The sequence below is a fragment of the Burkholderia pyrrocinia genome (assembly GCF_001028665.1).
Lineage (GTDB): Bacteria > Pseudomonadota > Gammaproteobacteria > Burkholderiales > Burkholderiaceae > Burkholderia > Burkholderia pyrrocinia.
In genome coordinates, this window is record NZ_CP011503.1 from 2303274 (window position 1) to 2327747 (window position 24474).

21 protein-coding genes, 1 tRNA gene, 3 pseudogenes and 1 riboswitch are annotated in these 24474 nt (G+C 68.1%); of the genes and pseudogenes, 7 read left to right on the forward strand and 18 right to left on the reverse strand.

The features are described from left to right. Positions 1-8: 8 nt before the first annotated feature. Positions 9-602, reverse strand: coding sequence for a chorismate mutase (locus ABD05_RS10605; RefSeq protein ID WP_047900081.1), 594 nt, complete (start codon positions 600-602; stop codon positions 9-11). A gap of 223 nt (positions 603-825) precedes the next feature. Continuing rightward, a complete protein-coding gene (locus ABD05_RS38505; RefSeq protein WP_162484450.1) occupies positions 826-930 on the reverse strand; it encodes a chorismate mutase in 105 nt (34 codons plus the stop codon). A gap of 250 nt (positions 931-1180) precedes the next feature. On the opposite strand from ABD05_RS38505, the gene ABD05_RS10615 reads away from it, so the two are divergent. From ABD05_RS10615 to ABD05_RS39525, 4 genes and pseudogenes are all read left to right on the forward strand, one after another. Beyond that, the gene (locus tag ABD05_RS10615) at positions 1181-1570 is read left to right on the forward strand and encodes a DUF2946 domain-containing protein (protein ID WP_047900082.1); all 390 of its coding nucleotides are present in this window, start codon (positions 1181-1183) and stop codon (positions 1568-1570) included. A gap of 126 nt (positions 1571-1696) precedes the next feature. Further along, positions 1697-4060 (forward strand): TonB-dependent receptor, encoded by a 2364-nt coding sequence (locus ABD05_RS10620; protein WP_047900083.1) that lies wholly within the window; start codon positions 1697-1699, stop codon positions 4058-4060. Then, positions 4048-4191: pseudogene (locus tag ABD05_RS39520) on the forward strand (exo-alpha-sialidase); the annotation flags it as partial. The gene ABD05_RS10620 and the pseudogene ABD05_RS39520, both read left to right, overlap by 13 nt. After that, a pseudogene (locus ABD05_RS39525) lies at positions 4180-4389 on the forward strand (TlpA family protein disulfide reductase); the annotation flags it as partial. The pseudogenes ABD05_RS39520 and ABD05_RS39525, both read left to right, overlap by 12 nt. Positions 4390-4468: 79 nt before the next feature. Here ABD05_RS39525 and ABD05_RS10630 read toward each other — a convergent pair. The 7 genes and pseudogenes from ABD05_RS10630 to pepN all read right to left on the reverse strand — a co-directional run bounded on the left by ABD05_RS10630 (position 4469) and on the right by pepN (position 12346). Beyond that, positions 4469-4723, reverse strand: coding sequence for a GlsB/YeaQ/YmgE family stress response membrane protein (locus tag ABD05_RS10630; protein ID WP_027788093.1), 255 nt, complete (start codon positions 4721-4723; stop codon positions 4469-4471). A 264-nt stretch (positions 4724-4987) separates the two neighbouring features. Beyond that, positions 4988-5200: a hypothetical protein gene (locus ABD05_RS10635; protein ID WP_047900085.1), complete on the reverse strand. Its 213-nt coding sequence runs from the start codon at positions 5198-5200 to the stop codon at positions 4988-4990. Then, positions 5197-6930 (reverse strand): annotated as a pseudogene (locus ABD05_RS10640) (FAD-dependent oxidoreductase). The gene ABD05_RS10635 and the pseudogene ABD05_RS10640 overlap by 4 nt, the downstream one beginning before the upstream one ends. 166 nt (positions 6931-7096) lie before the next feature. Further along, entirely contained in the window at positions 7097-7906 is an 810-nt protein-coding gene (locus tag ABD05_RS10645) for a helix-turn-helix transcriptional regulator (RefSeq protein WP_047900086.1), read from the reverse strand. Positions 7907-8074: 168 nt separating this feature from the next. After that, positions 8075-8150 (reverse strand) — tRNA-Thr (locus tag ABD05_RS10650). A gap of 209 nt (positions 8151-8359) precedes the next feature. Continuing rightward, positions 8360-9373, reverse strand: coding sequence for a class 1 fructose-bisphosphatase (locus ABD05_RS10655; protein WP_047900087.1), 1014 nt, complete (start codon positions 9371-9373; stop codon positions 8360-8362). A 279-nt stretch (positions 9374-9652) separates the two neighbouring features. Next, positions 9653-12346 carry an aminopeptidase N gene (gene pepN, locus ABD05_RS10660; protein ID WP_047900088.1) on the reverse strand — a complete coding sequence of 898 codons (2694 nt, stop codon included), beginning with the start codon at positions 12344-12346 and terminating at the stop codon, positions 9653-9655. A 186-nt stretch (positions 12347-12532) separates the two neighbouring features. Here pepN and ABD05_RS10665 point away from each other — a divergent pair, with 186 nt between their 5' ends. After that, positions 12533-13234 carry a DUF4136 domain-containing protein gene (locus ABD05_RS10665; RefSeq protein ID WP_047900089.1) on the forward strand — a complete coding sequence of 234 codons (702 nt, stop codon included), beginning with the start codon at positions 12533-12535 and terminating at the stop codon, positions 13232-13234. A gap of 52 nt (positions 13235-13286) precedes the next feature. Here the strand turns inward: ABD05_RS10665 and ABD05_RS10670 are convergent, their stop codons facing one another. The 8 genes from ABD05_RS10670 to ABD05_RS10705 form a co-directional block, all read right to left on the reverse strand. Further along, a complete protein-coding gene (locus ABD05_RS10670) occupies positions 13287-13859 on the reverse strand; it encodes a TMEM165/GDT1 family protein (protein ID WP_047900090.1) in 573 nt (190 codons plus the stop codon). Positions 13860-13953: 94 nt separating this feature from the next. Then, positions 13954-14075: riboswitch (yybP-ykoY riboswitch) on the reverse strand. A 148-nt stretch (positions 14076-14223) separates the two neighbouring features. Continuing rightward, a complete protein-coding gene (gene guaD / locus ABD05_RS10675) occupies positions 14224-15543 on the reverse strand; it encodes a guanine deaminase (protein WP_047900091.1) in 1320 nt (439 codons plus the stop codon). Continuing rightward, complete coding sequence (locus tag ABD05_RS10680; protein WP_047900092.1) at positions 15540-15941, reverse strand: hypothetical protein; 402 nt, start codon at positions 15939-15941, stop codon at positions 15540-15542. Before ABD05_RS10680 ends, guaD begins: the two co-directional genes overlap by 4 nt. Positions 15942-15968: 27 nt before the next feature. Continuing rightward, positions 15969-16994 carry an adenosine deaminase gene (locus ABD05_RS10685; protein WP_047900093.1) on the reverse strand — a complete coding sequence of 342 codons (1026 nt, stop codon included), beginning with the start codon at positions 16992-16994 and terminating at the stop codon, positions 15969-15971. 18 nt (positions 16995-17012) lie between these two features. Continuing rightward, a complete protein-coding gene (xdhC, locus tag ABD05_RS10690; protein ID WP_047900094.1) occupies positions 17013-18017 on the reverse strand; it encodes a xanthine dehydrogenase accessory protein XdhC in 1005 nt (334 codons plus the stop codon). A 620-nt stretch (positions 18018-18637) separates the two neighbouring features. Then, positions 18638-19150: a disulfide bond formation protein B gene (locus ABD05_RS10695; protein ID WP_047900095.1), complete on the reverse strand. Its 513-nt coding sequence runs from the start codon at positions 19148-19150 to the stop codon at positions 18638-18640. A gap of 138 nt (positions 19151-19288) precedes the next feature. Then, positions 19289-20665, reverse strand: coding sequence for an amidase (locus ABD05_RS10700; RefSeq protein WP_047900096.1), 1377 nt, complete (start codon positions 20663-20665; stop codon positions 19289-19291). Between the two features lie 7 nt (positions 20666-20672). Continuing rightward, complete coding sequence (locus ABD05_RS10705) at positions 20673-21353, reverse strand: GntR family transcriptional regulator (RefSeq protein WP_047900097.1); 681 nt, start codon at positions 21351-21353, stop codon at positions 20673-20675. Between the two features lie 280 nt (positions 21354-21633). Here ABD05_RS10705 and ABD05_RS10710 point away from each other — a divergent pair, with 280 nt between their 5' ends. Together ABD05_RS10710 and ABD05_RS10715 are read left to right on the forward strand one after the other, a co-directional pair. Continuing rightward, positions 21634-22818, forward strand: a complete 1185-nt coding sequence (locus tag ABD05_RS10710) for a gamma-glutamyl-gamma-aminobutyrate hydrolase family protein (protein ID WP_047900098.1) — start codon at positions 21634-21636, stop codon at positions 22816-22818. Between the two features lie 115 nt (positions 22819-22933). Beyond that, complete coding sequence (locus tag ABD05_RS10715; protein ID WP_047900099.1) at positions 22934-23623, forward strand: DUF2968 domain-containing protein; 690 nt, start codon at positions 22934-22936, stop codon at positions 23621-23623. A 78-nt stretch (positions 23624-23701) separates the two neighbouring features. On the opposite strand, the gene ABD05_RS10720 is transcribed toward ABD05_RS10715, so the two are convergent. Further along, positions 23702-24340: a hypothetical protein gene (locus ABD05_RS10720; protein WP_238594068.1), complete on the reverse strand. Its 639-nt coding sequence runs from the start codon at positions 24338-24340 to the stop codon at positions 23702-23704. Positions 24341-24474: the final 134 nt, after the last annotated feature.

The following is a 24474-nucleotide window of genomic DNA, read 5'->3' on the forward strand; positions in this document are numbered from 1 at the left end:
CTGTCGCGTCAGCCGATCGCGCTTGCGCCGCCGGCCGAGCAAACGTGCGACAGCGCAGTGTCGAGCGCCTGCGACTGCGTCGAGTCATAGCGCGTGAGCGTCTTCCAGTTCGCGATGCTGCGCGCAAGCCGCGCCTGGCAATCGGGCGCATCGCGCAGCGGCGCGACCTGCGCGAGGCCCGCGAGCATTTTCTGCGTCAGCCGGTCGAGCGCCGGGCGCGTGCTGGTCGCGAGATCGGGGGGCGTGCCCTCGGGCGGCCGCGTCGCGCGCCAGGTCGCGAACAGCGCGTTCTGCACGTCCTTGCTCGCGGTGATCTGATCCTCGAAGAACGTCCGCGCGAACACGGGATCGACGCCGGCCTGTGCCGCGCGCTTTTCGACCGAGGCAAGCAGCGCCGCTTCGCGCGGCTGGTCTTCGATCGCCTTGTGATTCGCCCATTTCCATCGCGCGACCGGTTCGGCAAGCGCGAGGCGCTGTGACGCGAGCGCGACGACGTTGGTGAGGGCGGTATCGTCGCCGTCTGCGATGGCGATGCGCGGCGACGAAATGAGGGCGACGCCGAGCGCGGCGACAGCGATGCTGGCACGAATGGCTTGCTTCATTGGAATGATCGGGAGAGCCGGGCAGGCCGGACGTAAAAAACCAGAAGAATAGACGAAGACAGTCGCGCGGCGTAGCGACGCGACAGGAGAATCAGCAGGCGAGCTGATCCGGCACCGTCAGGCTGTTGCGGCCCGGGTGCGAGGCGAATTGCGCGCGATGCGCAGCGATGAACCGCACGATAGCGATGATCGACACGTGGCGGTTACAGAACCGAACAGGCGTTCACTTCGGCGAATACAGCTTGTGCTGCTCGTCGAAGAAGGCCCGAACGTGCTCGGGCAGTTCGGCGAGGAATTCCACGCCGACGGGTTCCGGATCCGGGCTCATCACTTGCTCGGGCGGTGGCATGCGAGTTGGTCTTTCGTCCATGGTCGTTTCTCCAGCAGGTTCGATGATTATCAACCTCGTGCTTGAATTTATGCCAGAGGCGAATCGTTAGATTTTGTCTCTGTTGTATTAACGGCACATGCGCCGCGATGCGAAGTGCGATGAAGTGCGATGCCGACTATTGCACTCTGCACAATCGGCAACAATCGGGCCGCTTGTTATACTTGCGCGCACTTTTTTCTGGACCGCGATGAAACGAACGACGCGATGGATCGGCCTCGTATGGCTGGCGCTGGTACTGAACGTACTGTCGCCTGTCGTCGGCTATGCGCGTCTTGCGTCGAGCGGCTCCGGCGCGCTCACGCTCGAGTTGTGCAGTGCAGCGGGCGCCCGCCAGGTCGTGCTCGCGCAGTCGGGCGACGAGCGCGACACGTCTTCGTTCGACCATGCCGGCGTGCCGCACTGCGTGTACTGCCCGGGCTTCGCGGCGAACGTCGCGCTCGGTACGAGCCTGCCCGCGATGCCGGGCTTCGTGCGGACGTTCGCCTACCGCGCGGTCGCGCCGGTCGTTCCCGATTTCCCCCGCAAGGGCATCCGGCTCGCGCAGCCGCGCGCCCCGCCTGAAAACGCCCCGATCTGATTGATGTCGTCCGCGCGCCCGGTGGCGCGCGTGCCGCCCGCGGTCGAGTCCGTGCGCCGCGCCGTTCGTGCGCGGTGCGTCCGCTCGTGTCCGGCGGCGTCCGATCACGTTTTCAGGAATTCACTCATGTCGTCTACCTTCGCCGCGCGGTCGTCGCGCGGCCGGCTCGCGCTCGCGTGCGCGGCCGCTTTCGCGTGGCCAGCCGCCCATGCGGCCTCGCCGGATGATGTACGCATCGAGCCGGCCCACAGTGGTGTCGATCGTTCCGCCGGTGCCGCCGCGCCGGCCTCCGCTGTCGCCGGCACATCGGCCGCCCCGGCCGGCGATACGCTGACCGCCGTCAGCGTGACCGCGCAGCGGCAACCCGTCGATCCGGATGCACCGGCCGTCGTCGAGTCGATCACGCGCGAGCGGATCGACTCGCACACCAACGTCACCACCGAGGACGCGCTGAAGTACGCACCGAACCTGATGGTTCGCAAGCGCTATATCGGCGACCGCAACAGCGTGTTCGCGGGCCGCGACTTCAACGAACTGCAGAGCGCGCGCGGGCTCGTCTACGCCGACGGCGTGCTGCTGTCGAACCTGCTCGGCTCGAGCTATGCGTACCCGCCGCGCTGGTCGCTGATTCCACCCGACGACATCGCGCGCGTCGACGTGCTCTATGGCCCCTTTTCCGCGCTGTATCCGGGCAATTCGATCGGCTCGACCGTGCTTCTCACGACGCGCCGTCCGGAAAAACTCGAGGCGTCGCTGTCGACGCAGTTCTTTACGCAGCGCTACCACGACGGCTACGGGTTCGCGGACAGCTTCGGCGGCAATCACCAGACCGCGCGGATCGCGAACCGCGTCGGCCGGTTCTGGTTCGCGCTGTCGCTCGACCGGCTGGAGAACAACGGACAGCCGATGCAGTATGCAAGCCCCAATTCGGCCTACAACCCGAAGCTGGGCGCCGCGGTGCCGGTGACGGGCGCCGCGACCGACATCGGGCCCAACGGCAAGCCGCGGACGATCGTCGGCGCGCAGACGATCGAGCGGACCGAGCAGCTCAACGAGACGGTCCGGATGGGCTACGCGTTCACCGACCGTGTCGACGCGACGCTCACGCTCGGGCATTGGGAGAACCACTACCGGCAGCACGGCGAAACCTTCCTGCGTAATGCGGCTGGTTATCCGGTCTACGGCGGCAACGTGTCGATCGGCGGCCGGAACATGACCGTCGCGCCGAATGCGTTCGCGCCGCAGCGCGGCGACCAGGAGAACTGGCTGTACGCGCTCGGCCTGAATGACCGGCTCGATTCCGGCTGGCGGCTGTCGGGCGTCGTGTCCGCGTACGACGTGTCGCGTGACGTGCTGCGCGCGGCGTCGACCGTGCAGGGCGGTGCGGGCACGCTGTTCCAGGGCGACGGCACGGGCTGGCGCACGCTCGACCTGAAGGCCGAGGCGCCGGAAGTGAAGGGCCACACGTTCACGTTCGGCTATCACTACGACAATTACTTCCTGCGCAACGTCACGTACAACACGGCCGACTGGCTGGCCGGGCCGACCACGTCGCTGTCGAGCGTCTATCGCGGCGACACGCGCACGCAGGCGCTGTTCGGGCAGGACGCGTGGCGCTTCGCGCCGGGCTGGCTCGCGACGCTGGGGCTGCGCTACGAGCGCTGGGATGCGTACGGCGGCGCGCTCGGCAACGCAAGCGGCACGTTCGGCTACGCGGACCGCGGCGCGAACGCGCTGTCGCCGAAAGTCGCGCTGCAGTGGGACGCGACGGACGTCTGGCGCTTCCGTCTGTCGTTCGCGACCGGCACGCGTTTCCCGACGGTCGGCGAGCTGTTCCAGGGCACGATCTCGAACAACGCGATCGTCAACAACAACCCGAACCTGCGGCCTGAAAAGGCGATCGACTGGGACTTTACCGCCGAGCGCGACGTGGGCGTCGGCGTGGTGCGCGCCAGCGTGTTCCAGAGCGACCTGCGCGATTCGATCTACAGCCAGACGACCGTGTCGGGCGCGTCGACCGTCACCAACATCTCGAACGTCGACCGCGTGCGCGTGCGCGGCGTCGAACTCGCGTTCAGCGGCGAAAACGTCGGGCTGAAGGGGCTCGCGATCGACGCGAACGTGTCGGCGAGCAACGCCCAGATCCTCGCCGATGCCGCGAATCCCGCCTACGTCGGCTCGCGCTTCCCGCGCATTCCGCGCATGCGCGCGAACCTGCTCGCGTCGTATCGCTTCGACGAGCACTGGCTCGCGAGCGTCGGCGTGCGCTATTCGGGCCGCCAGTTCAACACGCTCGACAACAGCGACGTGAATCCGGACGTCTACGGCGGCACGAGTTCGTTCACGGTCGTCGACCTGAAGGCGCGCTACCGCCTCGACCGTCACTGGACCGCATCGGTCGGCATCGACAACCTGACGGACCGTCGCTACTACGTGTTCCACCCGTATCCGGGACGCACCTTCTATGGAGAACTCAAATGGTCGCTGTGAAATCGTTCGCCGCCGGCCGCGCGCTGCGGTTGGCGGCGCTGTCGCCTGCCGGCGCGCACGATGCGCGCGACGTGCCGAAGGCCGCCGATCCGCACGCCGCGCACATGAGCATGCCGGCCGCGCCCGCGCAGATGAACCTGCTGCCGCCGTTCGCGCAGTATGCGAACGCGGAACCGATGCCCGAGCGTCTGCGCGCGGCGCTCGATGCGGGATGGAGAGGGGACATGCCGCGCACCGTGTGGATCGGGCGCGATGGTGCACGCGAGGCGCGCAGCGGATTGCTGACGGCTGACGTGCTCGACGGCTGGTTGCCGCGCGCGAAGCGTTGATCGGGCCGGTGGCGCGCGGCGAACGGGCCGCGCGCCGGCCTGATGCGAAAACGCGCCCGAAGGCGCGTGGAGAGATGCGTCAGGCCGCTCGCTTGAATAGCCGGATCACGAACAGCAGGATCACTGCGCCGACGACCGCGACGATCACCGAGCCGATGAAGCCGCTGCCGATGCTGATGCCGAGCAGCCCGGCGAGCCAGCCGCCGATCACCGCGCCGACGATTCCGACGATGATGTCGACGATCAGCCCGAAGCCGCCGCCCTTGACGAGCAGGCCGGCAAGCCAGCCGGCGATCGCGCCGATGATGAGCCACATAATCAAGCCATGAGTCATGGTGGTCCTCTCCTTGTGTTGAGTCGAAATGACCGGACATCGGCTGTCGCGCCGCAAGCTGGGTGCAGGCGGCATTGCGACCCGCCGCGCCGCCCACGCAATGTAACGCGATAGGCGGGTCAGAATCGTTAAGTAATGTTATGCACCCTCAAGCGGATTTTCCAGGGAATTTGTCTGCGCTACTGCGCGACTCGTGCGCGGACGATGCATGGTGAAATGAATCTGTAAGCAATGGTCGCCGATGAATTCCGTCGGCGACGAACGTTACCGTTCGTGCGTCGATGCCGGCATGCCCGCATCGGGCAGTCCGTCGCCTGCGTCGGCGATCAGTCGTGCGACGATTGCGGTATCGCCGATCGCCTCGATCGACAGCAGTGCGAAACGGGCGAGAAAGAGCGACGCGTCGGTTTCGCCGATACGGGTCATCGTGCGGCACAGGTCGGTGTAGAGCGTGTCGCGTTCGGCGTCGGTCATCATGCGGTCTCCTGAGGATCGGTTGATGCGCGCGGATGGAGCGCGCGTTCGAGCGCGGCGGCCACGTCGTCGGCGCGAGCGTCGTGCCAGCGGCCGAGCACGTGCCCGTCCGGACGCACGAGATAGACGGTGCCGTCACACGCGCCGTACATGTCGAACAGCCGGCCGTCGTCGTCATGGCCGCCGCAGGCCGGTTGCCGCGGCGCCGCATGCCGTGCGAGCGTGACGAGTGCGAACGGTATCCGCGCATCCTGCAGGCGTCGTTCGAGATCGGCCAGCGACGGATCGGGCACGCCATCGATCGTGAAGCAGAACGCGGTGAAGCGCGGCGCGACGAGATCGGTCAGATGGCCGCGCCGAGTGTCGCCGCCGTGCGTCGCGTACAGCATCAGCGGGCATTCCGCGAGCACCGTGCCAGGCGCCGGGCCGGCCGCAAACGTGTCGCGCTCGGCCGCGTTGAGCGGCGACGCCGCATACGCGATTGCCGAGGTCTGGCGCGGGTTGATCAGCGAACGCAGTGCCGGATGCCGGACCGCGAGCGTCAGCACGGCCGTGCGCATCAGCTCGAATGCAAACGACGGCGGCGCCATGAACTCGGTGCTCTTCGTGCCGTAGCGCAGGTTTTCGTGCGTCGCGAACACGCGCTCGTCCGAATAGCTGTCGAGCAGCGTGTCCGACGCAAGGCCGCGGATCGCGTACGCGAGTTTCCACGCGATATTGTCGGCATCGTCGATGCCCGAATTCGCGCCGCGCACGCCGAAGATCGGCACGAGATGCGCGGCGTCGCCGCAGAACAGCACGCGGCCGTGCCGGTAGCGTTCGAGCGTCAGCGCGTTCGCCTTGTAGATCGTGATCCAGATCGGCGACCACGGGCCGCGTTCGCCCATCATGTCGAGCAGGTTCTGCACGCGCGGGATCACGTTCCCGGGCTTCACGGCCGCTTCGGCGTCCTCGTCGTCGCGCAACTGGTAGTCGATCCGCCACACGTTGTCGGGCTGCTTGTGGACGAGCACGGTCGAACCCGGGTTCGACGACGGATCGAAGTACGCGAGCCGTTCGGTCGGCCGGTCGCTGTCGAGCATGATGTCGACGATCACGTAGCGGCCCTCGTAGCTCGCGCCCTGGAGCGACAGGCCGAGCGCGTCGCGCATCGTGCTGCGTCCGCCGTCGCACGCGACGACCCAGTCGGCGTCGAGCGCGTAGCCGCCGAGCGGCGTGTCGACGTCCAGACGCACGCCGTCCGGCTACCGCGTCACACCGGTGACCTTCGTCTGCCAGCGGATTTCGATGAGTTCGTGGCGGCGCAGCGCGGCATCGAGCAGGAACTGCTCGATGTGGTACTGCGCGAGATTCACCATCGGCGGCAGCTTCTGGTTCTCGTCCTGCGGCATCGTGAAATGCAGCACTTCGTCGCGACGGTAGAAGCTGCGTCCGCCGGTCCACGGCAACCCCGTGCGCAGGAAGTCGTCGAGCGCGCCGAGCCGTTCGACGATCTCGAGGCTGCGCCGCGAGATGCAGATTGCGCGGCTGCCGTGGCAGACCGAGTCGTCGGCCTCGATCAGCACGCTGCGGATGCCGTGGTTCGCGAGGCCGAGCGCGACGGCGAGGCCGACGGGGCCGCCGCCGACGATCGCGACGCGATGCCGGCGCGTATCGACGCCGTCGACGCAGTCCGGCAGACGCGCGGGATGGCGCTCGGCGACGAACGGGTAGGGCTTGAATTCGATGTCCATCATTGGCTTCCAGGGTGGTCTGGTTCGACTCTTGCGCATCGACGACGCGATGCGGGCAACAGGTCGCTGCAGTATGGAAGCCGGCCGTGCCGCCGTTGTCCCCATTCCGGGTACAGCGACTTGATGCAGGCATGATCGCGACAGGCTCAGCGCGAGCGAGGACGGTTCAGGGCCGCAGGCACATTGCAAACAGCTCGCGCTGGCCCGAAATGCCGAGCCGCCGATACGCGCGCTTCTGGTAGGTGACGACGCTCGATGCCTTGACGCCGATCGTCTCGCCGATCTCGTGCGCGGTCTGGCCTTCGAGCACGCCGCGCAGCACGTCGAGTTCGCGCTTGGACAACGCCGGGCACGCACTGCGCAGCCGTGCGAGCATCATGTGCGGGATGCCGACCTGCGTCGCGCCGGCGAGCGCGTAGTGATGCTTCGCGGCCTGCGCGATCAACGGCGCAAGCGCTTCGATCGCCGCGATCTCGCGCGGCTGGAACGCGCCGCTGCGATGTGCGCGGTACAGGTTGATCGACAGCCAGCTCGCATCGTTCGGCTGCATCAGCAGCGCCAGCCGGTCGGACACATCGGGGCCGCGGTAGCAGGCCGCGCGATACGCTTCGTGACCGATCTCGTCGCCGGCCTGCAGGTGCAGCAGCAGGTCGTGGCGGCGTGTGCCGCGATGGGCGGTCGATACGATCTGCTGGTTGCCGTCGAGTGCGTAGAAATGTCGTGCGTAGGTGTCGGCGAGGTCGCGCAGGTAGCGGCCGCCGCGATGATCGGCGACCGACATCGTGCGCGGGCGGTTGCCGAATTCGTACGCGAAGATCGTGCACTGCGTGATGGACAGCGCGTCGTCGAACAGCTTCAGGACTTCGGCCGCGAATGCGTTCGGCTCGTTGCCGCCGATCGCGGCGACGAGGCGCGTCGCGCGGGACACGTCCAGTTGCCCGGTGAGGTTCGGTCGATCGAGACGCCAGGTGCGCATGATGCGGGGAGAGGGCGGAGTGGTCCGGCGATTGTAATCGGCGGCGTGCGATGCGTGAGTCGGGGGATGCCCGCAAGCGGAGGTGGCGCGGGGAAGAGTGGGCGCACGATTTCGGCGCCGGAAAAGAGAAAAGGTCTGACAAGCGATGCTTGTCAGACCTTTATGTCTTGGTGCCGGAGATAGGAGTCGAACCTACGACCTTCGCATTACGAATGCGCTGCTCTACCAACTGAGCTACACCGGCAACAGAGAAATGAAATTATATGGTCAAATCCGAGATCTTGGCAATAGGTTTTGCGAATTTTTTTCAGCTTGCTACTGCTGCTGCTTCGCGAAACCATCGATCCGGCGGACTTCCCGCTTTCACTTCACTGCGATGCGGCCGGTCAGGGCCACATCGCGAGGCGCGATTGTACTTGCGTGGCGCACCTCCGTCCAGTGCTGCAGTGCAAATTATTTTGCGTCGTCGTGATAGCCGGTGACGCGCTCGACTTCGTTCTTCGAACCGAGGAACACGGGCACGCGCTGGTGCAGGCCCGTCGGCTGCACTTCCATGATGCGCTGCGTGCCGGTCGTCGCGGCGCCGCCCGCCTGTTCGACGATGAACGACATCGGATTCGCTTCGTACATCAGGCGCAGCTTGCCCGGACGATCGGGCGTGCGCTTGTCGGCCGGGTACATGAAGATGCCGCCGCGGTTCAGGATCCGGTGCACGTCGGCGACCATCGATGCGATCCAGCGCATGTTGAAGTTGTCGCCGCGCGGGCCGTCCTTGCCGGCGTTCAGCTCGTCGACATAGCGCTTGACCGGGTCGTACCAGTGGCGTGCGTTCGATGCGTTGATCGCGTATTCGCGCGTGTCGGCCGGGATCTGCATGTTGCTCTGCGTGAGCACCCACGAGCCGACTTCGCGGTCGAGCGTGAAGCAGTTCACGCCGTTGCCGGTCGTCAGCACGAACACCGTCTGCGGGCCGTAGACGGCGTAGCCGGCCGCGACCTGCTGCGTGCCGGGCTGCAGGAAGGATTCCTCGGTCGCCTGCTTGCCGTCCGGGCAGCGCAGCACCGAGAAGATCGTGCCGATCGACACGTTCACGTCGATGTTCGACGAGCCGTCGAGCGGATCGAACACGAGCAGGTATTCGCCGCGCGGGTAGTTCGCGGGGATCGGGAAGAACGTTTCCATTTCTTCCGACGCCATCGCGGCGAGGTTGCCGCCCCATTCGTTCGCGTCGAGCAGGATCTCGTTCGACAGGATGTCGAGCTTCTTCTGCACTTCGCCCTGGACGTTCTCGCTGCCGGCGGTACCGAGCGCTTCGCCGAGCGCGCCCTTCGACACGTTGTAGCTGATCGCCTTGCACGCGCGGGCGACGACTTCGATCAGCAGGCGCAGGTCGGCGGGGAGGTTGTTGGTCTCACGTTGCTGTTCGATCAGGAACTTCGACAGCGTGGTGCGGCGGGCAATGGACATGACAGACTCCGAAAGGCCAAAGAATCCTTGAATGGCCGCAATTTTACCCGCCGAGCCTCGCGTGCCGCCGGCTTTTTTCGTCCGGTTACAAGGCCGGGCGGTCGGACAGGCCGGGTTTCCGGCGTCGGCGACTGGTACGGTGCGCATCGCAGCGGCGGCAAACCGCGCGGTCAGACCCCGCGATTCCGCCCGGTTCCAACCGCACTCGCACAATAAAAAAGCCGGCGTCGCGTCAGGCGGCACCGGCTTTATCGCGCGGGCGCGATGCGGTCGTTTGCGTCAGGCGAGCGCTTTCTCGACGATCTCGCGCACATCGCGCGACTTCGCACCGGCGGCAACCTGCTCGAGCGCGTCGCGCATCCGGTCGCGCAGTGCGGGTGTGAAGCGGCGCCACAATTCAAGCGAGCGCGCGAGGCGCGCCGCGACCTGCGGGTTGATCGCGTCGAGCGCGAGCACCTGTTCGGCCCAGAACGCGTAACCCGAGCCGTCCGCCGCGTGGAATTGCGCGGGGTTGGCCGCGCAGAAGCTGAAGATCAGCGAGCGCGCGCGGTTCGGATTCTTCAGGTTGAACGCGGGGTGCGCGAGCAGCTTGCGAACCTTTGCGAGCGTCGGCTGCGCGGGCGTGCCGCGTTGCGCCGCCTGCATCGCGAACCACTTGTCGATCACCAGAGCTTCCTTTTCGAAGCGACGGTAGAAGTCGTCGAGCGCATGCTCGGCCGGCTCGTTCGCGCCCGCGGCCGCGGCGGACAGCAGCGCGCCGAGCGCAGCCGCGCGATCGGTCATGTTGTTCGCCGCGTCGTACTGCGCGGTTGCAAGGCGCACGGCATCGGCCGCGTCGTCGAGTTCGGCCAGATACGCGAGCGCGAGGTTCTTCAGCGCGCGGCGGCCGGAGGCCTCCGGCGTCGGCTCGTATGCGCCGGGCGTCTGGTGCTGCTCGTACGCGGCGAGCCAGTCGGCGCGCAGCGCAGTCGCGAGCCGGCGACGCACGAACAGGCGCGCGCGATGCACGGCGGCCGGATCGGCTTCGGCCATCTGGTCGGCGAGATAGGTTTCCGACGGCAGCGTCAGCGCGAGTTCGCGGAACGCCGGCGACAGGTTCGCGTCGGACAGCACACGGCGGAATGCGGCGACGAAGTTCTCGCCGAGCGTGAGCGGTTCGTTCGCGGCGGCACGCGCGGCGAGCGTCAGCAGCGCGCGCGTCGCGAGGCGCTGGCCGGCCTCCCAGCGGTTGAACGGATCGCTGTCGTGCGCGAGCAGGAACGCGAGATCGTCGTCGCTGTAGTCGTGCTCGACGATCACCGGCGACGAGAAGTTGCGCAGCAGCGACGGCAGCGGTGCTTCCGGCACGTCGACGAACGTGAAGGTCTGCTCGGTGTCGGTGAAGTCGAGCACGCGCGTCGTGCCCGATGCGGCGGCTTCGCCGTCGAGACGCAGCGGCAGGTCGCGGCCGTCGCGGCCGATCAGGCCGATCGCGAACGGAATCAGGAGCGGCCCCTGCTGCGTTTCGCGCGCGGCCGGCGATGCGTCGCCGTAGCCCTGCGCGAGCGTGACCGTATACCGGCGCGCGGCCGCGTCGTACGCGGTGCGCACCGACACGCGCGGCGTGCCGGCCTGGCTGTACCAGCGCTCGAACTGCGCGAGGTCGCGCCCGTTCGCGTCGGCCATCGCGTGACGGAAGTCGTCGCAGGTCACCGCATGGCCGTCGTGGCGCTTGAAGTACAGGTCCATCCCGTTGCGGAAGCCGTCGCGGCCGAACAGCGTCTGGTACATCCGCACGACTTCCGAGCCTTTCTCGTAGACGGTCATCGTGTAGAAGTTGTTGATCTCGACGTAGCTCTCCGGGCGCACGGGATGCGCCATCGGGCCCGCGTCCTCGGCGAACTGCAGCTGGCGCAGCACGCGCACGTCCTCGATGCGCTTGACCGCGCGGGCCGCCGATTCGACGTCGTCGCCCGCGGCCATGTCGGCCGAGAATTCCTGGTCGCGGAACACCGTCAGGCCTTCCTTCAGGCTCAACTGGAACCAGTCGCGGCAGGTCACGCGGTTGCCGGTCCAGTTGTGGAAGTATTCGTGGCCGACCACCGATTCGATGTTCGCGAAGTCGGTGTCGGTCGCGGTCTCGGGGTTCGCCAGCACGTACTTCGTGTTGAAGATGTTGAGCCCCTTGTTTTCCATCGCGCCCATGTTGAAGTCGCCGACCGCGACGATCATGAAGCGGTCGAGATCGAGCTCGAGGCCGAAGCGCTTTTCGTCCCAGCGGATCGAGTGGATCAGCGAATCCATCGCGTGACGCGTCTTGTCGAGGTCGGCCGGCTCGACCCATACCTGCAGCAGTTTTTCCTTGCCCGAGCCGGTCGCGATCTTTTCCTCGATCGCGACGAGCTTGCCCGCGACGAGCGCGAACAGGTAGCTCGGCTTGCGGAACGGGTCTTCCCATTTCGCGAAGTGGCGGCCGTCGGGCAGGTCGCCCGAATCGACGAGGTTGCCGTTCGACAGCAGCACCGGGTACGCGGCCTTGTCGGCGCGCAGCGTGACCGTGTACGACGCCATCACGTCGGGGCGGTCGAGGAAGTAGGTGATGCGGCGGAAGCCCTCGGCTTCGCACTGCGTGAAGAAGTTGCCGCTCGACACGTACAGGCCCGACAGCGTCGTATTCTGGTCGGGCGCGCATGCGCTTTCGAGCGTCAGCTCGAATGCGTCGGGGACGTTCTCGACCGTCAGCCCGTGCTCGTGCGCGCGCACGGCGCCGTGCGGCGCGCCATCCAGCCGTGCGCCGAGGAATTCGAGCGCTTCGCCCATCAGCTCCAGGTGCGGCGCGGGCGCGGCGTCCGGATTGCGGCGCACGCGCATCGTATTCCTGACGATCGTGCGGGCCGGCGCGAGATCGAATTCGAGCGCGACGGAATCGATGAGGAAGGCCGGCGGCGTGTAGTCGGCGCGGCGGATCACGGTGGAGGAGGCGTTGTCGGACATGGTCGTCGAGATCGGTGGAGTGGGGGACGGGCCCGCGGCACGGGCCGGGCGAACCGGGCCATTGTACAAAGGCTTGCGGCTGCGTGCCGGTCGAACTTTTTACCGCTTTCGGCAGTCCGCGTATTATCGGCATCCCGTCCGGTTCGCGCGGTGCGACGAACGGGTGACGGATCGACGAGGATCAACATGAAACGCGATTGGATTTTTCGCGGTGCGGGCTGGGCGGCGGCGCTGTGCATGGCGCTGCTGACGGGCTGCACCAGCTATGTGACGACCCAGGTCACGGCCTTCTCCGACTGGAGCGGCAGCGACGCGACACGCACTTATGCGTTCACGCGCACCGATGCGCAGAAGAACAGCATCGAGCAGTCGACCTACGAGCCGATCGTCGCGAACGAGCTGTCCGCGTATGCGTTCCGGCAGGTGCCGCAGGCGCAGGCGCGGTATCTGGTCGGGCTGACCTATGCGGTCGGCAGCGATCTCGTGACGGTGCCGCAACCCGTCTATTACGATCCCTGGTTCGTCGGGCCGGGGCCGTACTGGCGGCGCGGGCCGTGGGGCCCGTGGGGGCCCTGGGGGCCGATGCCGGCCGGCTATGTCGCGCAGACGTACCAGGTGTTCGACTACACGCTCGGCATCCGCATCACCGAGCGCGCGACGGGCAAGGAGGTCTACAACGTGTCCGCGCGCACGACCGGCGACAACGGCACGCTGCTGTACGCAATGCCGTTCCTGGCGCGCAGCGCGCTTGCCGATTTCCCGCTGTCGAACGGCGCGGTCCGCTCGGTCCGGTTGCCGGTCGACAAGCGCGGCGGGCCGGCGGCGCCGGCCGCCAACGAGCGCGCGGTGCCGGCTGCGCCGGCTTCGGGCGCGGCGGTCGCGAAGTAACGCGGCGCCAGCAACGGCGCGGCCGCCCGGCCGCGCCGGCCACCTCCGTCCGTCAGACCCCGATGCCCAGCAGCGCCAGCGCGCCGAGCACGACGAACAGCACGGCCGCGATGCCGTGCACGAGCTTCGTCGGCAGGCGATGCGCGAAGCGGTCGCCGAGCAGGATCGCGGGCACGTTCGCGAGCATCATCCCGAACGTGGTGCCGGCCACGACGCCGATGTAGTCCTGGAAGCGCGCGGCAAGCGCGACGGTCGCGATCTGCGTCTTGTCGCCCATTTCCGCGAGGAAGAATGCGACGAGGGTCGCACCGAACACGCCGAGCCGCGAACGGTTGGCATTGGCTTCGTCGGCATCGAGCTTGTCCGGCACGAGGATCCACAACCCCATTGCGATGAACGAGAACGCGAGCGCCCAGCGCATGATCGACGGCGTGACGAGCGCGCCGAGCCATTCGCCGAGCGCGCCTGCGAAACCGTGGTTCACGAGCGTCGCGACGAGCACGCCGAGGATGATCGGCACCGGCTTGCGATAGCGCGCGGCCAGCACGAGGGAAAGCAGTTGGGTCTTGTCGCCGATTTCAGCGAGGGCGACGGCGCCGGTGGAAATCAGGAAGGCTTGGGACACGGATGGGGTTCCACGGGCCGATGTTGTGCGTGCGAGCGACGATCCACGGCGCGCCGGGCCCTGATGCGGCGCACTGTGAACCATCGGTCTCGCCAGGCCAACTTGGCTGCGCCCGCCATGGCCGAACGGCCAAGTCTGTTGACGGACGCCTCCGTCACGATGCGCGCCGGGGGCGCGGGACATCGAGCGGAGCGGCTACTCCCCAATGAGCGGCGAATTCTAGCACGACGTGTCGCGTGCGGGAACGCGGCCGGGCAGGGTGAGGTTGAGCGTCGGGGCGCGATCGGCGCGTGGCGCCTTCGGCTATCCGGCATGCGCGACGGCGGATGTGCCGCACATGCCGGGACGGGAGCCCGGCGGGCCGTTACGCGGCGGCCGGACGGCGGGCCGCGCCGCGTTCGTGGACGAGCTTGCCGGCCGCATAGGTGCGGTACACCGCGCGGTCGTCGCCGAGCAGCGCGAACGCGAACAGCAGCTCCTCGAGCGAATCCGCGCGCTTCGTGCGGCGCGCGAGCAGCGGCGTCGCTTGCGGATCGAGCACGACGAAGTCGGCCTCGGCGCGCGGCGCGAGCGTGCCGACCGTGTCGGCGAGGTCGAGCGCCTGAGCGGCGCCGGCCGTCGCGAGCCAGAACATCCGCGTCGCGGTCAGGTGGTGGCCCGACAGCCGCGCGACCTTGTGCGCCTCGTTCATCGTCTGCAGCATCGAGAACGACGTGCCGCCGCCGACGTCGGTGGCGAGCGTGACGGGCACGTCGTATTCGCCGGCCTTGTCGAAATCGAACAGCCCGCTGCCGAGGAAGAAGTTCGACGTCGGGCAGTGCGCGACGACGGTGCGCGTCTCGGCCATCCGGCGGCGGTCCTCGTCGTCGAGGTGGATGCAGTGGCCGTACACCGCGCGCGGACGCAGCAGCCCGTAGCGGTCGTAGATGTCGAGATAGCTGCGATGGCCGGGGAACAGCTCGGCCACCCATTTCACCTCGTCGACGTTTTCCGCGACATGGCTCTGCACGAACACGTCCGGATGGCGGCGCGCGAGTTCGCCGCACGCTTCGAGCTGCGCCTCGGTCGACGTCGGCGCGAAGCGCGGCGTGAGCGCGTACATCTGGCGGCCCTTGCCGTGCCAGCGGTCGATCAGCTCGGCGCTGTCGTCGTAACCCGATTGCGCGGTGTCGCGCAGGAATTCGGGGCAGTTGCGGTCCATCAGCACCTTGCCCGCGATCATCCGCAGGTCGCGCGCGTCGCTCGCCGCGAACAGCGCGTCGGCCGACTGCTTGTGCACCGTGCAGTAGACGAGCGCGCTCGTCGTGCCGCAGGCGAGCAGTTCGTCGACGAAGAAGTCGGCGACTTCGCGTGCATGCTCGGGATCGCCGAACTGGCGCTCGGTCGGGAACGTGTACTTGTCGAGCCACGGCAGCAGGCCCGGCGCCGGCGACGCGATCATGTCCGTCTGCGGATAGTGGATGTGCGTGTCGATGAAGCCGGGCACGATCAGCTTGTCGCGCAGGTCATGGACGATCGCGTCACGCGCGAGCGTCGCGGCGAGCTGCGCATACGGGCCGGCCGCGACGACCTTGCCATCGTCGACGATCAGGAGGCCGTCGGTCTCGTAGTTCGCGGCCTGGCTCGATTGTGCCGGGTCGCCGTTGAAGGTCAGCAGTTGGGAACGAAAAGCGGTTTGCGTCATGACGAATGGTCCTGCATCAAGGTAAGGCGAACAGAAGAAAGCGATCGACGCCGCGCGGGCGACGGCATGGATGACACCGCCCGCGCGGGCGCGGGACGGCGCTTCGCGAGTAGTCGCGACACACTGCGTGCGGCGCGACCGGATGCGATTGCGCGGGCGAGCATGGCGGCAGGGGCCGCCATCGCGTGATTGCCGGTGGCGTTGGCGATCGCGACCGCTGCGGCGGCGCACGGGACGGCAAGCCGCGACCGCACGCGCCGGCGGGCGGCAACGGACAGCGCCGCCGCCACGCGGGCGACGAACGCGTTGAACGCGTTCGCGCCGGGCGCATGCATGCGTTCGACTCGGCGCAAGGCCGGGCCGGGAGTCGCGAAGCGGATGCCGTTGCCGTGTTTCATCTGTCTAGCGCACCTCGATGCCGGCCGTCACGCGGCCCGCCAGTACGCGTCGAGGCGCGCGAACAGTGCGTCGCGCTGCGCCGGTTCGACGAACGACGCCTCGAAGCCGTTGCGGATCACCGCCTTGACTTCGGCATCCGTGAGCTGCAGCCCCGCGACCGTCGCGAAGTAGTTTTCATTGACGTAGCCGCCGAAATAGGCCGGATCGTCGGAGTTGATCGTCACCGCGACGCCGCGGTCGAGCAACGCTTTCAGCGTGTGCTTCGCCATGTCGTCGAACACGCACAGCTTCAGGTTCGACAGCGGGCAGACGGTGAGCGCCGTGCGCGTGCGCGCGAGGCGTTCGACGAGCGCCGGGTCCTCGATGCTGCGCACGCCGTGGTCGATCCGGTCGACCTTCAGCACGTCGAGCGCTTCGTAGATATAGGCCGGCGGGCCTTCCTCGCCCGCATGCGCGACGAGCTTCAGCCCGAGCGAGCGCGCCTTGTCGAACACGCGCGCGAACTTCGTCGGCGGGTGACCGAGCTCGGACGAGTCGAGGCCCACGCCGATCAGGCGATGGCGATAGCGCTCGAACAGCGGCAACGCGGATTCGAACGTCGCGAGCGCGTCCTCTTCGGACAGGTGGCGCAGGAAGCACAGAATCAGCTTGCTCGACAGCCCGCGCTGCTCGGCATCGGCGAGTGCGCGCTCGATGCCCGCGACAACCGTCTCGATCGGCACGCCGCGTTCGGTGTGCGTCTGCGGGTCGAAGAACAGTTCGGTGTGAACGACGTTGTCGGCGAGCGCGCGTTCGCAATACGCGGCCGTCATGTCGTAGAAATCCTGCTCGGTCAGCAGCACGCTTGCGCCTGCGTAATAGATGTCGAGGAACGACTGCAGGTCGGTGAACGCGTACGCGGCGCGCAGCGCGTCGATCGAGTCGTACGCGAGCTTCACGCCGTTGCGCTGCGCGAGCGCGAAAATCAGTTCGGGCTCGAGCGAGCCTTCGATATGGATGTGCAGCTCCGCCTTCGGCGCGCGGGCAATCTTGTCCTTGAATGTCGGGGTCATGGCGTCGTTCTTGGTCGGTCAGTAGGTAGGGGAAGCCTGCGCGTTCGCGTTCGCCTCGACGGCCTGCAGCAACTGCGCGGCCACCGAGATCGCGATCACTTCGGGCGCCTTGTCGATGATGCCTTCGACACCGATCGGGCAGCGCATCCGCGCGACCTGGGCCGGGTCGATGCCGATGGCCGCGAGGCGATGATCGAACTGCACGCGTTTCGCGTGCGAGCCGGTCATCCCGAAGTACGCATAGTCGCCGCGTCGCAGGATGCGCTCGGCCAGCACGAAATCGAGTGCGTGGTCGTGCGTCATCACGACGAAGTAGGACTGCGGCGGAGCCGCGTCGACGGCGTCCGCCGGGGCGGCGGCCGCTTCGATCGCGAGATTGCCGATGCCGGCCAGCACGTCGGCCGGCGGGAACACCGCATCGGGCCCGTCGATCCAGCGCACCTGGCACGGCAGCGTCGCCAGCACCTTCACGAGCGCGGTGCCGATGTGCCCGGCGCCGAACAGCACGACGGGGAACGCATACGGCGCGATCGTTTCGGTCATCAGCGACACGCCGCCGGTTTCCCACAGCAGGCAGTCGGCCCGCGCGGCTTCCGATTCGGGCTCGCTCAACAGCGGCGCGCCCGGCGAGGGGCCGAATGATACGCTACGCACGGTCGCGGCGCCGGCCGCGACGCGCTTCGATAGCGACATGATCCAGCCGAGATCGCCGACGTCGAGCCGCTCGAACGCGAGCACGACCGCGCCGCCGCAGCACTGGCCGAGGCTCGGGCCGAGCGCGAGCCGCTCGAGCCTGCGCGCGTGGGGCACGTGCGCGCCATCCTTCAGCAGATGCCGAGCGATCTCGATCGCCTTCCATTCCAGATGACCGCCGCCGATCGTATGGCGGGCCGTGTCGCGCGTGACGAGCATCTTGGTGCCGGCTTCGCGCGGCGCGGAGCCATCGGTGTGCGCGACCGTCACGAGCACGGCCGCTTCGCCGTGCGCGAGCAGTTGCTGCAGATCGCCGAGCCAGGCTTCCATCAGCACGCTCCGTTCGGGACGACGCGGCACGACACGCGGCGCGGGCTGGCGGGCGCGGCGGCAACGAGGATGGACGGGAGCGGGGCAGGCCGGCCGCACGGCCGATGCAGTGCGGCGGCGCGTGGACGACGCGTGCGAACGGCGCCGCCGGACTCGCGGACGCCATGAGGGTGACGGATGCGGATGGTTTGCGTTGTCATGATGAATTCAGTCGACATTGCGGATCGGGCGCGCGTTACGCAGGGGGGAGACCGCCTGGCCTCGCGCACGTAGATCGCCATCCAGTCACGAAGATAGCACCGCAATGCGATGGGAACATCGCCGGACGGTGATCCGGGCTATCAGGAGGCGATCATGTCGATCATAGGCCCGCCGCGCGGAATCGGGGCGCCGATGCGTGCACATCCGGCCGAGACGCAGGCGTGACGGGGCGTGGGCGCGGCAGGCGCGCGACGCGCGTTCGCCCGGAAATCGGGGCGGCGGCGGGGTAGGGGTTTACGTGTGGCCGGCCAGGTGCGGTCGGCAGAAGCGTCGGTTGGAGCCGGGTGATGGCGAACCGGCGGCGCGCGGCCCGGTCGATCGGGTCGCGCGCGCCGGGGGCCGCCAATGCGGCCGGCCGGTCAGGCCGCGAGCTTGCGGCGATGGCGCCAGAGGCTCGCGACGACCGCAATCAGGATCACGGCGAAGCCGATCAGCGCCCAGCCGGGCAGCAGGATGCCGAAGATCGGCGGGTAGACGGTCTCGCACAGCCCGGCGACCTTGAACATGCCGGGGAACCACTGCGCGGGCGGCAGGCTGTCGACGATCGGCTGCAGCGTGTCGAAGCCGCAACTGAAGCCCGGATTCATCTGGATCGACAGGTGCCGCGCGGCGGTGCCTACGCCGCCGGCCGCGGCGATCGCGATCAGCAGCTCGAGCACCCAGATGCCGCGCCAGTTGCGTATCCCGGCGGCCAGGAACGCGAAGATCCCGATCGCGGCGAAGAAGTAGCGCTGGATGATGCACAGCGGGCACGGATCTTCGTTCTTCACGTACTGCAGGTACAGCGCACCTGCCAGCAGGGCGATGCACACCCATCCGAGCAGCATCAGCAGGCGGCGTTCGCGGCGTAGCGCAAGCGTGTAGTCGTTCATGTCGGCGGGGTTCCTCGTGGGTCGGTCCGGAAAACAATCGCGCGATTTTAGCGCGAACGGTCTGGCACGAAACTGACAGCGCGCGTGCGGCGCCCTGCCGCACCGCGCGCATCGCCCGCCGTCGATCGATTGGCGCGGTCAGCGGATCGTGTTCAGCACGGCCTCGACCGCCTGGCCGATCGCGAGCAGCGCGTCGTCGCGATGCGGCGCTGCCGCGAGCATCAGGCCGACCGGCGCCGCGTCGCGCGGATGGCACGGCAGCGACAGCGCGCACGCGTCGAGGAAGTTGAACGCGCTCGGGTTGCGCAGGATCAGCGCATTGGTGCGCGTGAACGCGGCGTCGTCCGCTTCGAGTTCAGCGATGCGCGGCGGCACGACCGGCACCGTCGGCGCGACGAGCGCATCGAAGCGCGACCAGACCGTGTGCGCGGCTTCGTCGAGCATCGCGGCGCGCGCGGCGAGCAGGTCGAGATAGTCGGCCGCGCTCGCGGGTTCGCCCTTCAGGATCCGCGTGAGCACGCGCGGGTCGTACCGGTCGCGGTGCTGCGCGAGCAGCGGGCGATGCCACGCGTACGCCTCGATCGGCGAGAAGCCGAAGCGGTTGATGTCCGGCAGCCGGTCGAGTGCCGAAAAGCGTACTTCGGTGACGATCGCGCCGGCGGCTTCGAGATGCTTGAGCGCGGCGTCGAGCGCGGCCGCGACGTCGGCATCGACGCCGTCCGTCACATAGTTCGTCAGCACGCCGAGCCGCACGCCTTCGAGCGGCCGTGCGGCCGGCACGTGCGGTTCGAGGCCCGCGAGCATCCGGTCGATGAGCGCGCAGCAGGCGACCGTCAGGCCGATCGGACCGAACGAGTCGAGCGTCGTCGACAGCGGCACGCCGCCTTGCGTCGGAATCCGGCTCGCGGTCGGCTTGAAGCCCGTCAGCCCGCACAGGGCGGCCGGAATGCGGATCGAGCCGCCCGTGTCGGTGCCGAGCGCGACGGCGGCCATCCCGTCGGCGACGGACGCGGCCGCGCCCGACGACGAGCCGCCGGAAATCCGGGCATCGCCCGGCACGTCGCGGTGGTACGGCGAGCGCGGATTCCCGAAGTGCGGATTCAGCCCGAGCCCGGAGAACGCGAATTCGCTCATGTTCGTGCGGCCGACCAGCACGGCGCCCGCGCGCTTGAGCCGCGCGACGGCGACCGCGTCGGTGCGCGCGGGCGGCGCGCCGTCGAGCACGCGCGAACCGGCGCGCGTCACCTGGCCCGCGACGTCGAACAGATCCTTCACCGACACGGGAATGCCCGCGAGCGGCGACAGCACGGTGCCCGCGGCGCGCAGCCGGTCGTGCGCGTCGGCGGCCGCGCGCGCGTTGTCGGCAGCGACTTCGGTGAAGACGACGGCGCCCTGGCCCGACGGATCGGCGATCCGGTCGAGCGCGGCGTCGACGAGCGCACGGCTCGTGGTCCGGCCGGCGGCGAGGTCGGCGGCGAGCTGGGCGAGCGGGGGGAAGGGCGTGAACGTGGTCATGGGCGGCTCAGGGGCGAAGATGGTGAAGAAGCGTGGAGCGAAACGAATCGATATGGCGTTCGACGGCCGCGCGGGCGCCGGCGGCGTCGCGCGCGGACAGTCGCTCGAACAGTTCGCGATGCTCGTGCTGGACATCGGCGAGATGGTGGGGCTCGGACAGCGTGACGAACCAGAAGCGCAACGAGCGCTCGTGCAGGGCGCGCAGGATCTCGGCGAGGACCGCATTGCGCGCGGCCGTGGCGATCGCCTGATGAAACGCGCGGTCGAGTTCCATCATGCCTTCGACGTCGTGCGTGTCGACGCAGGCCTGCCCGTCGTCGAGCAGCGCGGCCATGCGCTCGAGATCGTCGGGCGTCGCATGGCGCGCGGCGAGTTCGGCGCAGTGCGCTTCGTTGATGCGCCGCACGTCGATCACCGCGACGATGTCGTCGAGCGACAGCGGCTGCACCATCAACCCCTTGCGCGGCATCACGGACAGCAGCCCTTCGAGCACGAGCCGATGCACGGCCTGGTGCACCGGCGTGCGGCCGATCCCCGTGCGCGCGACGAGGTCGGCCTCGTTGAGCGCGGCGCCCGGCTTCAGGCGCATCGTGATGATGTCGCGCTGGATCAGCGTGTAGGCGCGGTCGGCGAGACTGACCGCCGACGCGGCGGGCCGGTCGCGGGTGACGTCGGTCAGGGCATTCATGCGGGTTGCGGCGCGGCGGCCGGACGGGGCGCGATCATGGCGCGGGCGATCGGGAAGCGTGGACGATGCGTGGATATTATTGTGATATATCACTGGTGTCCAGTACACGCGGCGAGGTAGCGGCGTCGCCGTCACGTGATCGGGGACGCTCCCCGGCGCGGTTTGCCATCGACTTGCAACAATATCGACAGGATGTTGCAGGTTTGCCGCTCGATCGTGCACTGAAGCATAATGATTCCTCGTTTATCCATACGCGTGAGCGACGTACCAGACCCTCGTCATGAGCGAAAACACGCCTTCCCCGGCCGGTCTGCCCGGCACCTCTTCCGCTTCTTCCGATTCTCCCCGTCCCGATCCGGCGAAAACGCCCGACGCGCCGGCACCGCAGGCCGCCGCGCAAAACGTCGCCGTTGACGGCGCGTCGCCGGTCACGGCTACATCCGAGCCGGGTGCGCCGGGTGCGCCGGGTGCCGCCGGCGATGGCGCCGCCGCGCCGCCGAAGCCCGGCTCGCCGCCGCCCGGGTTCGGCGCGCCGCCCGATTTCGATACGCCGCGGCCGCCGCCCGCGAGCGCGCAGAATGCGCCGCCGGCCTACCTGAAGCAGAGCGATACGCCGTGGTCGGTGTTCGGCCGGATCATTGCGGCGCGTGCGCGCCGGATGTTCGACCGCGCGGGCCAGCGCATCACGCAGCGCACGCTGCGCATCGGCGTGTCGGCGCGGATCTTCCATCCGGAACCGGGCGCGAAGGGGCTGCGAGGCAAGACGCTGCAGTATCTCGAGGAATCGATTGCACACTGGGTGATGTCGCGCGACGTGCTCGTGTTCATGATTCCGACCGTCGGCCACCAGGGCATGATTCACCCGAGCAATATCCGCCTGCGCGACTACGCGAAGCATCTCGACGGCCTGCTGCTGCAAGGCGGCGCCGACGTGTCGCCGCAAACCTATGCGGCGTCGGACGCCCGCCCCGAATGGCCGGGCGATCGCGTGCGCGACATGTACGAACTCGAGCTGCTGCACGAGTTCGTCGAATCCGGCAAACCCGTGCTCGGCGTCTGTCGCGGCTGCCAGTTGATCAACGTCGCGTTCGGCGGCTCGCTGTACCAGGACATCGCCACCGATGTGCCGACCGCGAATGCGCACGTGAGCGAGCATTACGACCAGCATCGTCACGCCATCCGCTTCCCCGACTCGTCGACGCTCGCGAGCATGTTCCCCGGGCGCAGCGAAGCGATCGTCAACTCGATCCACCACCAGGCGATCCGCGATCTCGGCCGCGATCTGAACATCGAGGCCGTGTCGGCCGGCGACGGGATCATCGAGGGTATCCGCCACCGGCGTTCGCCGTTCGTCGTCGGCGTGCAATGGCACCCCGAGTTCCATCGTGCGGGCGGCTCGGAGCTGCTCGACTGCACGCCGCTGCTCGATGCGTTCCTGCGCGCGGCGCGCGAAACCCGCCTGTAGCAAGCCACATTCTTCGTATCTCACGAGGGCCGGCCGCATCCCGATAAATTCGAGATGGGGCCGTTTTGTTTTGAACGATAATCGCGAGTTCCGATTCGTTCGCCGGAGTCTGACGTTGGCTTTCCGAAACTTTTCCCCTGCACGATGCGCAACGTGGATCGTTGCACTGGCCGCCTGCGCGCAAGCGGGTGCGGCCTGGTCCGCCGACGCGACCGCGCCGGTTGCCGGTACGCGTCCGGCGGTCACGAGCCTGAGCGGCGATGCGGCGCCGGCGGCATCCGCGTCGGACGCAAGCGCGCAAGGCAACGTCGCCGAGCTGACGCAGATGCTGCACGACGGCCGGATCGTCGAGATGCGCACGACTTACAACGGCAGCTACGGTGCGAGCCTGATGTTCGATCCGCGCGAGATGACGTACTACGTCGCGTTGTTCCAGGACAAGCATCTGTGGCGCGTGATCCGGTCGCAGGAGAAGAACCGCGCGGAGATGGTGTATGCGAACTTCATTCAGCAGACCGCGCAACTCGCGGAAATCGAGATCCGCCGTACCGAGTTGCAGGCGCAGAAGGCGTTTCTCGAACGCGTGATCGCGCTGCAGGCGAATCGTGCGCAGCAATTGCAGGCCGATCTGAGCGTCGCGCGCAGCCAGCAGGCCGAAGTCGTGCAGCGGCAGAAGTCGGCCCAGGAGCAGACGCAGGCGCTGCAGGTCGAGAAGCGGGCTGCACAGATGCAGTTGCGCGATCTGCAGGAGCAGGTGCGGCAACTCGAGAAGCAGACCGAGACGGGGCTGCCCTCGCACAAGTAACGATTCGTCAGACGGACGGAGAGAGACGAGCGAAACCCGGCGAAGCGATCTGCGCCGGGTTTTTTTAATGGGCGACCGTCAGCGCGCGAATGCGTCCGGTGCGTCGGTCACGCGGCGGTGGGACAGTTGAGATGTCCAGTCGAAACCGGCGGCGGGCGCGTGCGCCGCACGCGCAGGTTGCGCGATGTGCAGCGCGTTTGCCATTGCGATCAGCGTGAGCGGATCGTCTAGTGTGTCGCGCGCATCGCGTGTGTCCGTCGAGCGCGGCGGCGGGGCGAGCCGATCGCGTGCGCTGGCTGTATCGCTCAGGGCTGGCGGACGTGCCGCCAGTTGCGTCACGATCGGCGTCCGGGCCGGTGCCGCTGTCGTGCGCGTGCTGTTTGTTCGACGCGGCGATGCAGTGGCGGCGCGCTGCACGTCGAACGCTGTCTTCGGGCGAAGCGACGCTGGACGAAGTGCGGTGTGGTGCGTGGCCGGTGGGGATTCTGCAGTTTTCGCGACAGGTGTCGCCACCGTGCGCCGCGGGGCAGTGTCTGTCGACGTACCGGAGTGAACTTCGGCAACCTGCACGGTGCCGGTAGATGACGTGGTGTGTTCCGGCACGATGCCGCCCATCTGGATCGTGTGCGCAGGCTCGAAGCCCGTGGGCGGTTCGTGCGCAGCGATCAGCCAGCCGATGATGCCGAACGCGCTGATGCCCCAGCAGATCGCGTACATCGCACGTCGGTCGCGAGAGCCTCGGGCGTTACGTCGGGAGCACCTGCCGGCAACGGCAACGGCAGCCGGCACGACCGGCGCCCCTGCCGGATTCGGCGCTGGCGCTGCAACGGACCACGGCTGCCAGTGGCACG

Coding starts and splice junctions, on each gene's coding strand:
- ABD05_RS10605 (WP_047900081.1), bottom strand. CDS start 602: ATGAAGCAAGCCATTCGTGCCAGCATCGCTGTCGCCGCGCTCGGCGTC.
- ABD05_RS38505 (WP_162484450.1), bottom strand. CDS start 930: ATGAGCCCGGATCCGGAACCCGTCGGCGTGGAATTCCTCGCCGAACTG.
- ABD05_RS10615 (WP_047900082.1), top strand. CDS start 1,181: ATGAAACGAACGACGCGATGGATCGGCCTCGTATGGCTGGCGCTGGTA.
- ABD05_RS10620 (WP_047900083.1), top strand. CDS start 1,697: ATGTCGTCTACCTTCGCCGCGCGGTCGTCGCGCGGCCGGCTCGCGCTC.
- ABD05_RS10630 (WP_027788093.1), bottom strand. CDS start 4,723: ATGACTCATGGCTTGATTATGTGGCTCATCATCGGCGCGATCGCCGGC.
- ABD05_RS10635 (WP_047900085.1), bottom strand. CDS start 5,200: ATGATGACCGACGCCGAACGCGACACGCTCTACACCGACCTGTGCCGC.
- ABD05_RS10645 (WP_047900086.1), bottom strand. CDS start 7,906: ATGCGCACCTGGCGTCTCGATCGACCGAACCTCACCGGGCAACTGGAC.
- ABD05_RS10655 (WP_047900087.1), bottom strand. CDS start 9,373: ATGTCCATTGCCCGCCGCACCACGCTGTCGAAGTTCCTGATCGAACAG.
- pepN (WP_047900088.1), bottom strand. CDS start 12,346: ATGTCCGACAACGCCTCCTCCACCGTGATCCGCCGCGCCGACTACACG.
- ABD05_RS10665 (WP_047900089.1), top strand. CDS start 12,533: ATGAAACGCGATTGGATTTTTCGCGGTGCGGGCTGGGCGGCGGCGCTG.
- guaD (WP_047900091.1), bottom strand. CDS start 15,543: ATGACGCAAACCGCTTTTCGTTCCCAACTGCTGACCTTCAACGGCGAC.
- ABD05_RS10680 (WP_047900092.1), bottom strand. CDS start 15,941: ATGAAACACGGCAACGGCATCCGCTTCGCGACTCCCGGCCCGGCCTTG.
- ABD05_RS10685 (WP_047900093.1), bottom strand. CDS start 16,994: ATGACCCCGACATTCAAGGACAAGATTGCCCGCGCGCCGAAGGCGGAG.
- xdhC (WP_047900094.1), bottom strand. CDS start 18,017: ATGGAAGCCTGGCTCGGCGATCTGCAGCAACTGCTCGCGCACGGCGAA.
- ABD05_RS10695 (WP_047900095.1), bottom strand. CDS start 19,150: ATGAACGACTACACGCTTGCGCTACGCCGCGAACGCCGCCTGCTGATG.
- ABD05_RS10700 (WP_047900096.1), bottom strand. CDS start 20,665: ATGACCACGTTCACGCCCTTCCCCCCGCTCGCCCAGCTCGCCGCCGAC.
- ABD05_RS10705 (WP_047900097.1), bottom strand. CDS start 21,353: ATGAATGCCCTGACCGACGTCACCCGCGACCGGCCCGCCGCGTCGGCG.
- ABD05_RS10710 (WP_047900098.1), top strand. CDS start 21,634: ATGAGCGAAAACACGCCTTCCCCGGCCGGTCTGCCCGGCACCTCTTCC.
- ABD05_RS10720 (WP_238594068.1), bottom strand. CDS start 24,340: ATGTACGCGATCTGCTGGGGCATCAGCGCGTTCGGCATCATCGGCTGG.